Here is a 14,749-nt window from a genome sequence, read left to right as displayed (position 1 = left end):
AGGGCGAGGGCGACGTACTGTTCGGGTCCGATGCCCCGGCCGATCAGGTGGTGGGCGAGCCGGTTGGCGCGGGTGTTGAGTTCCGCGTAGGTCAGGGTGGCGTCGTCGTGTTGTACGGCGATGGCTTGCGGGGTGCGGGCGGCCTGGGCCTGGAACAGCTCGGGCAGCGTGGCGTCGGGCACGGCGTGCGCGGTGGCGTTCCACCGTGTGAGTATCCGGTCGCGCTCGTCGGGGGAGAGCACGTCGAGGGTGCTGAGCGGCCGGGACGGGTCGGTGGTCACCGAACGCAGCAGCCGTTCCAGCCGGTCCGCGACCGCGACGGCGGTCTCCCGGTCGAAGAGGTCCGTCGCGAACTCGACGGAACCCCGGACCCCCGCGGGCCGGCCCTGTTCCGTCGTGCGCTCCTCGACGTCGAAGGCCAGGTCGAACTTCGCCGCCTCGACCTCCAGCGGCAGCGACCGGGCCCGCAGACCCGGCAGGTCGGCCTCGGCGTCGTTGTTCTGGAAGGTCAGCATCACCTGGAAGAGCGGGTGATGGGCGAGGGAGCGATGCGGGTTGACGATCTCCACCAGCCGCTCGAACGGCAGCTCCTGGTGGGCGTAGGCGCCGAGGTTCGACTCCCGCACGCGGTCCAGCAGTTCGCCGAAGGACGGGTCGCCCGACGTGTCCGTGCGCAGCACCAGCGTGTTCACGAAGAAGCCGACGAGGCCGTCCAGCGCGTCGTCCGCGCGGCCGGCGACCGCCGTGCCGATGGGGATGTCGGTGCCGGCGCCCAGCCGGGTGAGCAGGGCCGCGAGGGCGGACTGCACCACCATGAACACACTCGACTGCTGCTGCCGCGCCAGCCGGACGATCGCGCCGTGCAGCTCGGCGTCCCAGGTGAACCCGACCCGCTCGCCGCGGTGGCTGGCCTCGGCCGGACGCGGCCGGTCCGTCGGCAGCTCCAGCTGCTCCGGCAGCCCCGCCAGGGCCGTGCGCCAGTAGTCGATCTGACGGGCGATCACACTGCCGGGATCCGACTCGTCCCCGAGGAGAGCCTGCTGCCACAGCGTGTAGTCGGCGTACTGCACCGGCAGCGGCTCCCACTCCGGCGCCCCGCCCGCACAGCGGGCCGTGTACGCCGCCGACAGATCACCGATCAGCGGGTCCATCGACCAGCCGTCACCGGCGATGTGGTGCACCAGGAGCAGCAGCACGTGCTCCTTCGGCCCGACCGTGAACAGGGTGGCCCGCAGCGGGGCCTCGGACGCCAGGTCGAAGGTGTACTCCGCGGCTTGGGCCAGGGCCGCCGCCAGACCGTCCGCGGTCGTCTCGACGACCTCGACGGCGGGCAGGGCCGCCTCCGCGTCCAGCACCCGCTGGTAGGGCGTGCCGTCCGTCTCGGGGAACACGGTCCTGAGGCTCTCGTGCCGAGCGACCAGGTCGGCCACCGCCGCCCGCAGGGCCGGCACGTCCAGCGTGCCCGACAGCCGGAGTGCCGCGGGCAGGTTGTAGGTGGCGCTGGGACCCTCCAGCTGGTGCAGGAACCACAGGCGCCGCTGGGCCGGGGACAGCGGCAGCCGCTCCGGCCGCTCCGCCTTGGTCAGCGCCGGCCGGGCACTCACGGCCTCCCCGAGCCGACCGGCGACACCGGCCGCGGTCGGCGCCTCGAACAGGTCCCGCAGGGTCAGTTCCACCCCGAAGGCCGCACGGATCCGGCTGATGAGACGGGTGGCCAGCAGCGAGTGGCCGCCGAGGTCGAAGAAGCTGTCGTCCACCGACACCCGCTCCACGCCGAGCACCTCGGCGAGCAGCCCGCACACGATCTCCTCGCGCGCGTCGCGCGGCCGGCGCCCGGCGCCACCCGCCCTCGCCGCCCCGGCGGCCGCCGCGAAGTCCGGCGCGGGCAGGGCCTTGCGGTCGACCTTGCCGTTCGGGTTCAGCGGGAAGGAGTCGAGCACGACGAACGCCGCCGGGACCATGTACGCCGGCAGGGCCTGCGCGGCGCGCTCCCGGAGCCGGGCCACGTCGACGGCGGAATCGCCGTCCACGGGCACGACGTAGGCCGCGATCCGCTGGTCACCGGGCCGGTCCTCGCGGACCACCGCGACGACCTGGGCCACGGCCGGGTCGGCCGCGACGACCGCCTCGATCTCGCCCAGCTCGATGCGGAAGCCGCGCACCTTCACCTGGAAGTCGACACGGCCGTGGTAGTCCAGCAGGCCGTCGGGACGCCAGGACACGAGGTCGCCCGTGCGATACATGCGCGACCCGGCCGCGTCGAAGGGGTTCGCGACGAAGCGCTCCGCCGTCAGGTCGGGGCGGCCCAGATAGCCGCGCCCCACGCCGTGCCCGGCTATGTACAGTTCGCCCGGCGTGCCGACCGGGACCGGGCGCAGCTCGGCGTCCAGGACGTACATCCGCATGTTGCCGATCGGCCGGCCGATCGGTGCGCGCCCGTCCTCGGTGACGTCCGCGAGGACCGACCAGACGGTGGTCTCCGTCGGGCCGTACAGGTTGGTCACGCTCGCGGCGAGCTGCCGCATCCGCCGGGACAGCGCCGGCGGCAGCGGCTCCGCGCCGACCAGGATGCGCAGCCCCCGCACGGCCTCGGGGTGCTGGGCGACCAGACCCTGCCACAGCGACGGCGTGGCCTGCATGACGGTGACCCCGCCGGCGGTCAGCAGCTCGGCGATGCGGGCCGTGTCCCGGGCCTGCTCGGACGTCGCCACCACCACCGAGGCACCGGACAGCAGCGGCAGGTAGAAGTCGAGGCCCGCGATGTCGAAGGCCACCGTGGCCACGGCCAGTAGCCGGTCCGACGGCGCCGGGGCGAAGTGCTCCCGCATGGCGGCCAGGAAGTTGACCAGGTTGCGGCCGGTGATGACGACGCCCTTGGGACGGCCCGTCGAACCGGAGGTGTAGATGGCGTACACGGGGTGTTCGAGGGAGTCCGTGGCGGCGGCCGGCGCGGTGTCCGGAAGGGCGGCCAGCTCGTCCCGGACCTCCGCGGTGTCCACGGCGACGAGCAGCGAGGCATCCACCGGCAGCCGCGGTGCCGTGTCCGTGGTGGCCAGCACGCACACCGGGTCGGCGTCCGCGAAGATGTGGCCGATGCGCTCGGCCGGGTGCTCCGGGTCGACCGGCAGATAGGCGGCGCCGGTCTTGGCGATCGCGAGCAGTGCGACGGGCAGGTCCACGTCCCGGGGCAGCGCCACGGCCACGTAGCGCTCCGGTCCGGCGCCCCGGCCGCACAGCAGACGGGCCAGGCGGTTGGCGCGGGCGTCCAACTCCGCGTAGGTCAGCCGGTCGTCCCCGCACAGCACCGCCACGGCGTCCGGCGTCCGCGCCACCTGCTCCTCGAACAACGCGCGCAAGCTCGCGTCGGGCACCTCGCGCTCGGTGTCGTTCCACGCGGCCGGCACCTGAATGTCCACGCCCGGCAGATCCGAACCGTGCCCCGATGTTCCAGCCATGCCGCTGACTCCTAGTGCAGTCGTAGTGATGCTCGTGGTACGCCGGCCAGAACGGCCCGTCGGGGCGCCCGGGCGCCGAGGGCCCGGAGCCCCGTGTTCCGCGCCCGCGCGCAGTGCGGCGAGATCTTGAGGACCGGCGCGGACGAACGGGGAGACCGGCGGCGAGCGACCGGGAGTCCGTGCCGCCCGGGCACCCCTGACCACCGTCATCACGCCAGCTCAGAAGGTAGGTCGCACAGCTTTCGTCTTGTTATCGCGCGCGCTTCGCAGCGACGTGTCCCGGTCCGTCCGGCGGATCACGCCGTCCGGTTGGGGAACCGATACGCCGTCGATAAGGCGCGCGCCTAGGGTCCCGGCCATGTCCCTTTCCTCCGCCCTCCGCACACCGTGGCTGCGTACCTTCCGGCCCGTCGCCTCACCCCGGACACGGATCGTCTGCTTCCCGCACGCCGGCGGCACGGCGAGCTTCTTCCGTACCTGGCACTCGGCGATGCCGGAGGACTGGGAGGTGAGCGCGGTCCGTTACCCGGGCCGCGAGGAGCGCATCGCCGAACCTCTCGTCGGCGACATGGCGGAACTCGCCGGACGGATCGCCGACGCGCTGGCGCCCCACATGAGCACACCCACGGTCTTCTTCGGGCACAGCATGGGCGCGTCGGTCGCCCACGAGGTGGCCGCCCTGCTCGCCCGGCGTGACGCGACGAAGGCCCCGGTCGCGCTGTTCGTCTCCGGCCGGGCGGCACCGCACCGCCTGGTGCGCGTGGGCGACGGCGACCTAGGCGACGAGCAACTGCTGGCCACCGTGCACGGTCTCGGCGGGCCCGGCGCGGAGCTGCTGCGCGACCCCGAACTGCGGGAACTGGTCCTCCCGCCGATCCGCGCCGACTACGAGCTGCTCGACGCCTATGTCGCGGGCCCCAAGGCCCCTGCCCTGAGCATCCCGATCACCGCCTACTACGGGGAGGCGGACCCCGGCCCGTCCGCCGAGGACGTGCGGGCCTGGTCCGAGCTCACCACCGCGCCGTTCGAGGCGCGCTCCTTCACCGGCGGCCACTTCTTCCTCGTCGACCACGAGGCCGAGGTGACAGGGGACATCCGGCGGCGCCTCGGCGCCCTCCTCTGACCGACACACCGGACACCCCGGCACCGGCCCGCCCGACGCCCGACCCAGAAGGAATGAGCGACATGTACCGGACCATGATGAAGTCCAAGATCCACCGGGCCACCGTGACCCAGGCGGACCTGCACTACGTGGGATCCCTCACGGTGAGCAGGGACCTGATGGAGGCGGCCGACCTGCTCCCCGGCGAGAAGGTCGACATCGTCGACATCGACAACGGCGCCCGCCTGTCCACGTACGTCATCGAGGGGCCCCGCGACTCCGGCGTCATCGGCATCAACGGCGCGGCCGCCCGGCTGATCAGCCCTGGCGACCTCGTCATCATCATCGCCTACGCCTCCGTCGAGGACCGCGAGGCCCGCGACCTCGTCCCCCGGGTCGTCTTCGTCGACGGCGAGAACAAGATCGTCACCCAGGGCGGCGACCCCGCCGACGTCCCGGCCGGCTTCGGGCTGCGCGCCGGAAACGTCGTGGGTTGACCGCCGGCGCCGCACCCCGGACCCGCGCGGCCCGGCCGGTCGCCGACTGGCCAACCGGCTGGACAGGACCGGAGGCACTGCCCACGCTGCACCTGGCGGCAGTGCCGCCGGTGTTCGAGCCGGCCTGGCCCACCGTCTACCGGCGCTTCGTCGACTCCGTCAGCGTCCGGGCGGCAAAAAGGGGGCCACTGACCGGACCGAGTCCGACCGGCCGTGGCTAGCCGGGATCGAAGATTGACCTCATCACCGACCGAAAAGGCGTGCCGTTGTCGCTGGGGATCTCCGGCGCCACCGTGCACGAGAGCCTCGGCCTGCAACCGCTCGTGCGCGGGATCCCGCCCGTCCGCTCCCGCCGGGGCCCGCGCCGCCGGCATCCGGCCAAACTCCATGCGGAGCGGAAATGGCTTCGCGAGCGTCGCATCCGCCACCGCATCGCCCGCAAGGGCATCGAGTCCTCCACCCGGCTCGGCCGACACCGCTGGGTTGTCGAAAGGACCGTGTCCTCGCTGGCCGGCTGCCGAAGGCTGCACCGCCGTTACGAGCGCGAGGCCGAGCACTTCCTGGCCTTCGTCGGCATCGCCGCAGCCCTCATCAGCTACCGCTGGCTCACGAGATGAAACGGCGTCTCAGGGGCGCGGGGAACTGCGCGTGCGGCCACGACGCGGCCGCACTCGTACGAACAAGGCGAGCCCAGGCAGCTGGGCGGGAGGCCGGGCCTACTGGAGCATGCCCCAGATGAGTTCCCTGTCGGCGTCGGTCACACCGGTCGTGGTGACGCCGGACGACGTGCCGGGGAAGCGCAGCGAGCCGTTGACGGCGCCGATGTGGAGGTCGGCCTTGCCGTCGCGGTTGGTGTCGCGGAGGCGGACCGGCTCGCCGAAGCAGTCGTTCCACGCGACATCGCCGGGGACGCCGGCGGTGTTGCGGGCGAGCCACTGGGAGTTGGTGCCGGTGATCCCGCTGGCGCCGCCGCGCAGGACGTGGACGCCGCCCTCGGTCGTCTCCTGGCTGATCTTCTCTCCGTAGACGCCGATCGCGAGGTCCTTGTAGCCGTCGCCGTTGATGTCGGCGGCCGAGACGGAGGAGCCGAACAGGTCGCCGGACTCTGGGGTGCCGGCGACGTTGGTGGTGGCCTGCGTGATACGGGCGGAGGTGGCGGGGCCGGTGGAGGAGCCGTACCAGAGGGACACCCGGCCCTGGTAGTTGTTGTACATCTGGCTGCCCGCCGCGAGGTCCCCGTAGCCGTCCTTGTTGAAGTCGGCGATCACCGCCTCGCTGGGGTCGCCGTAGTTCGTGACGAGGCGCAGGGTCTTGCCCGCGCTGAGCGGGGAACCGCCCTTGACGAACCACGCGTCCGTGCCGAAGTTGTCGGGCTCGTCGGTGATTCCGATGATCACCAGGTCGGTCTTGGAGTCCCCGTTCATGTTGCCCGAGACCAGGGACGTGGGCGCGAATCTCGTCGTCTTGTCGTGGCTGGTGACCGAGCCTGCCACACCGGTGCGCGTGATGCTGCGGTAGACGTAGGCCTTGCTCCCGCTGATCGCGGCCAGGTCCTTCTTGCCGTCCCCGTTGAAGTCCCCGGCGGCGAGGTCGCGGCCGAAGCGGGCGTTCGACACCTTGGCGCCGGCGTTGGGGATCGCGGTGCCACCCGAGAGGCCGGTCGCGCTGCCCCACAGGATGACGACGCCGCCCTCGTCCGTGCGTCCGTCGACGTCCTCACGCGACACCGACACGGCGAGGTCCCCGTATCCGTCGGCGTTGAAGTCGGCGGGCACCCGGACGTCGCCGAACTGGTCCTCCGTCTCGTCGGCGCCGGGGACACCGGGGCTGTCCTGGGTGATCAACTGGGTCTGGGTGCCGGGTCCGGAGGCGGTACCGAAAGTGATCCGGACGCCGCCGCCCTTGCTGTACTGCTCGTAGGTGTAGCTGGCGTAGTCGCGGTAGCCGTCGCCGTTGAAGTCGTCCGCGTACCTGGCCGCCGCCGCGCCGGCGGGAGGTGCCGTGAGGACGGGGGCGAGGGCCGCCACGAGGAGTGCCGCGCAGGCTGCGGGGCGAATGCGCATGAAGTGTCTCCAGATTCCGTGCGACCGCTCCCGTGCCGATTGATCTCTCACGGACCACAAGGAGCGGCTGATGATCAGGAGACAGTCGGACGGGGGGAAAGGTTGCAGGCGGCGGAGCCTTGTTGCGCCGGCCGTCGACGGCAGCAGCCCGCCCGGCCCAGTACAGACGTCCCGGGCTCTACGACCGGCTCATCGCGGGCACGCTTGCTCAATGGCTCACCGCGCCCCTAAGACGCCGTCTCATGTCGCAAGCCGAGAGAAACGGCGTCCAAGGACAGGTCCGGGTACGCACCAGGGCGGCCTGACCGGCCGGAAGGCGCATCTGGAGCGTGGCAATCTCGCCGACCTGGTGCGCCTGCTGGGCCACGCCCGGTCCAGCAGCAGCCTGCCGTACGACGATGTCGGTCGGCCGCGGGGCCGGGAGCCGGCCGCGATCGGCCGTGGTGAGGTCCTCCGCGGCCCCTGTCCCACCGTCAGGGGACGGCAGCCCGTCCTGCCCCGCCTGGGAGGCACGGACGGGTGGCCTCGGCGTTCGTTCGGCGCCCCGGGGGACATCGCGCGCTTCCCGTGGCGTCGGCTCCGCAGCCCGTCTGCGTGCAGCCGGGCCGTCTCACTTGGTCGCCCCCCGCGCGAAGCCGTTGTAGATGTAGCGCTGGAGGAAGAGGAAGACGAGCAGGGTGGGGGCGATCACCAGGATGGTGCCGGCCGAGATGTTCTCCCAGTGCGCGCCGAAGGGCCCCTTGAAGCGGAACAGGGCGGTGGAGATCGTGCCCAGGTCCTCCGAGGGCATGTAGAGGAAGGGGATGTAGAAGTCGTTGTAGACGGTGATCCCCTTGATGATCACCACGGTGGCGATGGCCGGCTTCAGCAGGGGCAGGATGATCTTCCAGTAGATGGTGAACGAGTTCGCCCCGTCCAGCCGCGCGGCCTCGTCGAGGGAGACGGGGATGCCCCGGATGAACTGGAGGAAGATGTAGATCGAGACGATGTCCGTCCCCATGTAGAGCAGGACGGGCGCCCAGAGGCTGTTGAACAGGCCGAAGCTGTTGACCACCTGGAAGGTCGCGACCTGGGTGGTGACCCCGGGGACCAGCGTGGCGATCAGGAACAGCGCCATGACCGGCTTCTTCGCCCGGAAGTCGAAGCGGTCGATGGCGTACGCGGTCATCGAGCCGATGATCACCGTGCCGGTGATGGAGAACAGCAGGATGACGGCGGTGTTGGCGAAGGCGGACAGCATCTTGCCGTCGGTGAACGCCGTCACGTAGTTGTCGAAGTTGAGCCAGTCGCCCGGCAGCGACAGGGCACCGCCGTCGGTCACCTCCTGGGAGGTCTTCAGCGAGGTCAGGAAGACGACGACGAGCGGGATCAGGACCACCAGCGACGCGACGACCAGCGACAGGTAGGTCAGGGCGGGCGCGAGCCGGCGGCGCCGTGCGGGCAGGGGCGTGGTCATACGAGGTCCACCTTCTCGTCGGGCACGAGGCGGCGCTGGATCCAGGTGATCAGCAGGATGATCAGCAGCAGGACGACAGCCGCGGCCGACGCCAGGCCCGTCTTGTTGAACTGGAAGGCGAGCTTGACCGTCTGGATGACGAAGGTCGTCGTACCGGTCGCGCCGGCGGTCATGATGTACGGGATCTCGAACACCGCCAGGGAGCCGGAGATCGCCAGGATGACGCTCAGGCTGACCACCGGGCGGATGCTCGGGGCGATGATGTGCCGGAACTGCTGCCAGCGCGTGGCCCCGTCCAGCTGGGCCGCCTCGTACAGCTCGGCCGGGACGGACTGGATCGCGCCCAGGAACAGTACGAAGTTGAGGCCGGTGAAGCGCCAGACGGAGACCCCGGCCAGCGAGACGTTCGCCGAGGTGGGGTCGCCGAGCCAGGCGTGGTCGGAGCCGGCGCCGAACCATGACAGCACCGAGTCGAGCGTGCCGCCGTCCTGGAAGAAGTACAGGAACACGAAGCCGATCGCCACGCCGTTGATCAGATAGGGGAAGAACAGGATCCCCTTGAACAGGTTGCGGAAGCGCAGGTCGAAGCTGAGCACGGTGGCGAAGTACAGGGCGATCGCGATCTGCACGGCCGAGGCCGCGAGGTAGTAGAGGCTGACGAAGAACACCCGGAACAGCTCGGGCCGGGTGAAGATCTGCTCGTAGTTGTCGAGGCCCGTGAAGTTCCGGTCGGGGCTGACGCCGTCCCAGTCGGTGAGGGAGTAGTAGATCATGTTGCCCACGGGCACGTAGGTGAACGTGACCAGCAGGACCAGGGGGACGGCGAGGAAGAGCCACGGCGTAAGGCGGCGCAGCGGACCGCCGCGCGGGGGCGAGGAGCGGCGCCCCGTCGCGGGGGGCGGGGCGGTGGCGCGCGGCACCTTGGCAGGTGCCGTGTGGGTCGTCTCGGTCATGTCGGCCTTTCTTCGTCCGCTGATCTGCGACGGGCGGTCGGCCCCGTCCGCTGGTCCGGGCGGGGCCGGTGTCGACTGGGGGCAGAGGAGCCGGCGAGGTCAGGAGCCGGCGGTGCCGGCCGCCTCGTTCCACCGCTTGTCGAGGTCCGCGAAGAAGTCGTCGAGGCTGCCCCGCTGCGCGCCGCGCGCGGTGTCGACGAGCTTCTGCCGGTAGTCCGGCTTGTTCAGGCCGATCTCGGCCGCGTTGTCGATCGCGTTGACCTGGCCGGTCTTCGCCTCGGACCGCTCCACGAAGGTGACATCGTTGTCAACGAAGTCCTTGAGCGTGCTGGGCAGGGAAGCGGACTTCAGGGCGGGCACGGCGCCCTCCTTCACCGAGAAGCCGGACTTCTCCGCGAACCAGTCGATCCAGGCCCGCGCCGCCGTCTTGTGGCCGGAGTGGATGTTGACCGCCTGCTGGTAGTCGGAGGCAAGGACGGCGCAGTACGTGCCGTCCTTCTGCGCCGGGAAGGGCATGAAGCCGATGTCCTCCGGGTCGGCGCCGTTCTTCCGGGCCGCGTCACGCATCTGGGTGATCGCCCAGGAGCCCAGCTGCATGGTGGCGACCTCGCCCTTGGCGATCATGTCCTTCGAGGCTTCCCAGTTGGTGGTGTTGGGGTCCTTCTCGGACAGGCCCTCCTCGACGATGTCGTGGAGCAGTGAGTCGATCGTGTGCAGCTCGCCGCCCCGCTTCCACGGGGACACCGGGCCGGCGAGCTTGTCGTTGGCCTTGGCGTCGCAGGTGACCGAGCCGATGTTGTTGCTCCACGCGGTCAGCGGCCAGCCGTCCTTGAAGTTCGTGTAGTACGGCACCGCGTCCGTCCTGGACCTGATCGCCTTCAGGTCGCCGACGAACTCCTCCGGCGTGGCGGGCCACTTGGTGATGCCGGCCTTCTTCCAGACCGCCTTGTTGTAGAGGAAGCCGTTGGCGGTGCCGAAGGTGCTGATGCCGTAGACCTTGCCGCCGACCTCGGCCTTGTCGCTGAAGCGGTACCTGCCGCCCAGCTCCCCGGCGTTGCCCAGCGGGGCGAAGAACTTCGGGTAGTCGTTCTTGGCGACGGCGGCCGGGATCATCAGGACGTCGCCGTAGTCGTCGGTGTTCATCCGTATCTTGACCTCGCCCTCGTAGTCCGTGAGGGCCTCGAACGTCACCTTCACGTCCGGGTAGGTCTTGTTGAACTCGGCGGCGTACTCGGCCATCGTCCCGTTCTGGACCAGGTCGGTGCGGTGGGTCAGCACCTTGATGGTGCCCGAGGCGTCGGCGGGGTCGGCGGGTGCCTTCGCCGTCTCACCGGACGCCGTGCTCCGGCCACTGCATCCCGCGACCGTCATGATCGCGGCGGCCAGAAGCGCTCCCGTGAGCGCCTTCTTCTTCCCCATGTGCCCAGCTCCTTCAGGATCGCGGCTCAGCTCTGCGAGCGGGATGTCGGCACTATGTCAGCCGCTGGTGAACCGGTAAAGCTTGCGTTTCGAGCACGATGCCTAATCGTTATTCGGCTAGTTCGGTGGGTGGCGTCCACGTGCGGATACCGAAGACTCCAGGATGGGAGTAAGCGGCTTGACCGGTTTATGGACAAGGGCTGGTCAGCGGGTTAGGTTGTCCGCCGTTGTCCGTCCACCTGCCTGAGTCAGGCGATTGGAGCCGCGCCATGAAGGACGTCACCCAGCTCACCGAGGGCTGGAGCCTGCGCCATGGAGAGGAATCGCTGGAGGCCACGGTGCCCGGCTGCGTCCACACCGACCTGCTGACCGCGGGGGTCATCCCGGATCCGTTCCTCGGCCGCAACGAGACCGACGTCGCCTGGGTGGGCCGCCGCGCCTGGACCTACGTCCGCGACCTCGGCCACGGCAGCGCGCACGAGCGCACCGACCTGGTCTTCGACGGGCTGGACACGGCCGCGTACATCACCCTGGGGGGCCGCCCGGTCGGCAGGACCCGCAACATGCACCGCCGGTACCGGTTCGACGTCACGGGCCGGACCGGACGGCTGGAGATCCGGTTCGCCTCCGCCTACGACGAGGCCGCCGCCGTCCGTGCCGTCACGGGGGAACGGCCCAACGTCTATCCGGAGCCGTCGCAGTACATCCGCAAGATGGCCTGCAACTTCGGCTGGGACTGGGGACCGACGCTGGTGACCGCGGGCATCTGGCGGCCGGTGCGGCTGGAGCACTGGTCCACCGCCCGCATCGCCCACGTCCGCCCCCTGGTCACCGTGGCGGAGGGCACCGGCCGGGTGGAGGTACGGCTGGCGATCGAACGCACCGCGCAGGGGCGGGGGCGTACGCTGCGCGCCGAGGCCCGGGTGGCCGGCGCCCGCGCCGAGGCCGAACTGAACGGCGACGAGGCGGTGTTGCGCCTGGAGGTGCCGGACGCACGGCTGTGGTGGCCCCGCGGCTACGGCGAGCAGCCCCTGTACGACCTCCGGCTCACCCTGAGCGACGAAGAGGGCGGCCCGCTCGACACCTGGCACCGCCGGATCGGCTTCCGCACCGTCGAGCTGGACCGCTCGGCCGACGAGCACGGCACCGGCTTCACCCTCGTCGTCAACGGCGTACGGATCTTCGCCCGCGGAGTCAACTGGATCCCCGACGACGCCTTCCCCTCCCGCGTCACCCCCGAGCGCTACCGCACACGGCTCACCCGGGCCGCGGAGGCCAACGTCGACCTGGTGCGGGTGTGGGGCGGCGGCATCTACGAGGACGACGCCTTCTACGACGCCTGCGACGAACTCGGCCTCATGGTCTGGCAGGACTTCCTCTTCGCCTGCGCCGCCTACCCGGAGGAACAGCCGCTGCGGGGCGAGATCGAGGCCGAGGCCCGCGACAACGTTGTCCGGCTCATGCCGCACCCCTCGCTGGTGCTGTGGAACGGCAACAACGAGAACCTGTGGGGCTTCCGCGACTGGGAATGGGAGGCGCCCCTCGCGGGCGACTCCTGGGGGGAGGGCTACTACCTCGGCCTGCTGCCCCGGATCGTCGCCGAACTCGACCCCACCCGCCCGTACACGGCAGGCAGCCCCTGGTCCGGGTCCTGGGACCACCACCCCAACGACCCCGCGCACGGTACGCATCACTCGTGGGAGGTGTGGAACCGGCAGGACTACGCCGAGTACCGGGCGAGCGTGCCCCGCTTCGTCGCGGAGTTCGGCTGGCAGGCACCGCCCGCGCTGGCCACCCTGCGCCGCGCCCTGCCCGGGGAGCGGCTCGCCCCGGACTCCCCGGGGATGCTGCACCACCAGAAGGCCGAGGACGGCAACGGCAAACTGGACCGCGGTGTCGCCCGCCACTTCCCGCTTCCCGAGGACGACTTCGACCGCTGGCACTACCTGACCCAGCTCGTGCAGGCACGCGCGGTCGCCGCGGGCATCGAGCACTGGCGCTCGCACTGGCCCGTCTGCGCCGGCACGGTCGTCTGGCAGCTCAACGACTGCTGGCCGGTCACCTCCTGGGCCGCCATCGACGGCGACGGCCGCCTCAAGCCCCTCTACCACGAGCTGCGCCGGGTGTACGCGGACCGGCTCCTCACTCTCCAGCCGGGCGCGGGCGGCCTGGTGCTCGCCGCGGTGAACCAGTCCGCCGAGCCCTGGCGTACGACGGTGACGCTGCGGCGGACGGGGGCGGACGGGACCACGGTCGGTGAGGCCGCTCTCGACGTGACCGCGGATCCCCGTGCCGTCGCCCGGATCGCGGTGCCCGAGGGGCTCGTACCGGACGAGCGGTCCGCGAAGGAGTTCCTGGTCGCCGACGCGTGGGAGCCCGCCCGCCCGGCCGGCGCCGGGAGCGGGGGAGGCGCCGGGAGCGGGGGAGGGCTGCGCGCGCTGCACTTTCCCGTGCCCGACAAGGACTTCGCCTACCCCCGTCCCCGCTTCGACGTCACTCTGGAGCCCGTGCCCGGCCCGGGGGATAGAGTCGACATCGTGGTGAGTGCCCGTACCCTCGTCAGAGACCTCCTGCTCCAGCCCGACCGGCTCGGCCCGGCCGCCGCCTGCGACAGCGGCCCGCAGACCCTGCTGCCCGGCGAGCGGACACGCATCCGTGTGCACGGCTGCGGCACCCTCACCGCCGACGCCGCCAGGGCCGCCCTGTTCTGCGTGGAACCGGCGTGAGCGGCTCAGCGGAGCGTGTCACCATCAAGGACGTCGCGGCCCGGGCCGGGGTGTCCAAGGGGGCGGTGTCGCTCGCCTTCAACCACAAACCCGGCGTCTCCGAAGCCACCCGCGAGCGGATCTTCGCGGCGGCCCGGGAGCTGGGCTGGGCCCCCAGCGCGACCGCCCGCAGCCTGTCCAGCCAGCGGGTCGACATCGTCGGGCTGGCTCTGCGCAGGCCGGCCCGGCTGCTCGGCCTGGAGCCGTTCTACATGGACTTCATCTCGGGCATCGAGAGCGTCCTCGTGGAGCGGTCCTGCTCCCTGCTGCTGCGGCTGGTGCGCGACCTCGACGAGGAGATCACGCTCTACAAGGAGTGGTGGCGCGGCCGGATGATCGCCGGCGCGATCCTGGTGGACTTCCACGAGGACGATCCCCGGGTGCCCTCCCTGCGGGGGCTGGGCATGCCCGCGGTCGCCGTCGCCCACCCCTCCCTCACCGGCCCCTTCCCGGCGGTGTGGACGGACGACGCGTCCGCGGTCGCCGAGGCCGTCCGCTACCTCGCGGCTCTCGGCCACCGCAGCATCGCGCGCGTCGGCGGCCCGGCCGAGCTCGGGCACAGCGCCATCCGGGCCCGCGCCTTCGCCGCCACGACCCGGGAACTGGGCCTGGGGGAGGCGCGGCAGATCGCCACCGGCTTCGACGAGAAGGAGGGCGCCCGCGCCACCCGTACCCTGCTGCTCGCCGCCGAGCGGCCCACCGCCATCGTCTACGACAACGACATCATGGCGGTCGCGGGGGCGGGCGTCGCGGCGGAGATGGGCTTCACCATCCCGTACGACCTGTCGCTGCTGGCGTGGGACGATTCCCAGCTGTGCCGGATCACCCATCCCACGATGTCGGCGATGAGCCACGACGTGCACCATTTCGGCGCCGAGGTGGCGCGCGTGCTCTTCGACGTGATCGGCGGCGCGCGCACCGCCGGTCTTCAGGTGCCGACGCCGTCGCTGACCCCGCGCGGTTCCACCGCTCCGGCACCGGGCACGCATTCCCCGTGATCCGCGAAGGGCCGCGTCCGGTACGGACGCGGCCCTCTGTC

General features: G+C 71.3%; 9 protein-coding genes and 1 pseudogene. 5 read left to right on the top strand and 5 right to left on the bottom strand.

Annotation, left to right across the window (positions count from 1 at the left end; genetic code table 11):
• Positions 1-3,455 (bottom strand): amino acid adenylation domain-containing protein (locus CCN44_RS13175; protein ID WP_244203912.1); only part of this gene is annotated, 3,455 nt, incomplete at its 3' end.
• Between the two features lie 358 nt (positions 3,456-3,813).
• Between CCN44_RS13175 and CCN44_RS13170 the strand changes: the two genes are divergently transcribed.
• The 3 genes and pseudogenes from CCN44_RS13170 to CCN44_RS13160 all read left to right on the top strand — a co-directional run.
• The gene (locus CCN44_RS13170) at positions 3,814-4,578 is read left to right on the top strand and encodes a thioesterase II family protein (RefSeq protein ID WP_086697748.1); all 765 of its coding nucleotides are present in this window, start codon (positions 3,814-3,816) and stop codon (positions 4,576-4,578) included.
• 62 nt (positions 4,579-4,640) lie between these two features.
• A complete protein-coding gene (gene panD, locus CCN44_RS13165; protein ID WP_059253121.1) occupies positions 4,641-5,054 on the top strand; it encodes an aspartate 1-decarboxylase in 414 nt (137 codons plus the stop codon).
• A 149-nt stretch (positions 5,055-5,203) separates the two neighbouring features.
• Positions 5,204-5,671 (top strand): annotated as a pseudogene (locus CCN44_RS13160) (transposase); the annotation flags it as partial.
• A gap of 99 nt (positions 5,672-5,770) precedes the next feature.
• Here the strand turns inward: CCN44_RS13160 and CCN44_RS13155 are convergent.
• From CCN44_RS13155 to CCN44_RS13140, 4 genes are all read right to left on the bottom strand, one after another.
• Positions 5,771-7,117 (bottom strand): FG-GAP and VCBS repeat-containing protein, encoded by a 1,347-nt coding sequence (locus tag CCN44_RS13155; protein ID WP_059253123.1) that lies wholly within the window; start codon positions 7,115-7,117, stop codon positions 5,771-5,773.
• Positions 7,118-7,727: 610 nt separating this feature from the next.
• Positions 7,728-8,573 carry a carbohydrate ABC transporter permease gene (locus CCN44_RS13150; RefSeq protein ID WP_059253125.1) on the bottom strand — a complete coding sequence of 282 codons (846 nt, stop codon included), beginning with the start codon at positions 8,571-8,573 and terminating at the stop codon, positions 7,728-7,730.
• Positions 8,570-9,526, bottom strand: coding sequence for a carbohydrate ABC transporter permease (locus CCN44_RS13145; protein WP_086697746.1), 957 nt, complete (start codon positions 9,524-9,526; stop codon positions 8,570-8,572). Before CCN44_RS13145 ends, CCN44_RS13150 begins: the two co-directional genes overlap by 4 nt.
• 99 nt (positions 9,527-9,625) lie before the next feature.
• Complete coding sequence (locus tag CCN44_RS13140; RefSeq protein WP_086697745.1) at positions 9,626-10,945, bottom strand: ABC transporter substrate-binding protein; 1,320 nt, start codon at positions 10,943-10,945, stop codon at positions 9,626-9,628.
• 269 nt (positions 10,946-11,214) lie between these two features.
• Between CCN44_RS13140 and CCN44_RS13135 the strand changes: the two genes are divergently transcribed.
• Complete coding sequence (locus CCN44_RS13135; protein ID WP_086697744.1) at positions 11,215-13,671, top strand: glycoside hydrolase family 2 protein; 2,457 nt, start codon at positions 11,215-11,217, stop codon at positions 13,669-13,671.
• Positions 13,668-14,708 (top strand): LacI family DNA-binding transcriptional regulator, encoded by a 1,041-nt coding sequence (locus tag CCN44_RS13130; protein WP_086697743.1) that lies wholly within the window; start codon positions 13,668-13,670, stop codon positions 14,706-14,708. Before CCN44_RS13135 ends, CCN44_RS13130 begins: the two co-directional genes overlap by 4 nt.
• Positions 14,709-14,749 lie beyond the last annotated feature (41 nt).

Source organism: Streptomyces tricolor, assembly GCF_002155905.1.
GTDB lineage: Bacteria > Actinomycetota > Actinomycetes > Streptomycetales > Streptomycetaceae > Streptomyces > Streptomyces tricolor.
Note: the sequence above shows the minus strand (reverse complement) of the source record. Positions and strands in the feature narration are given on the sequence as shown.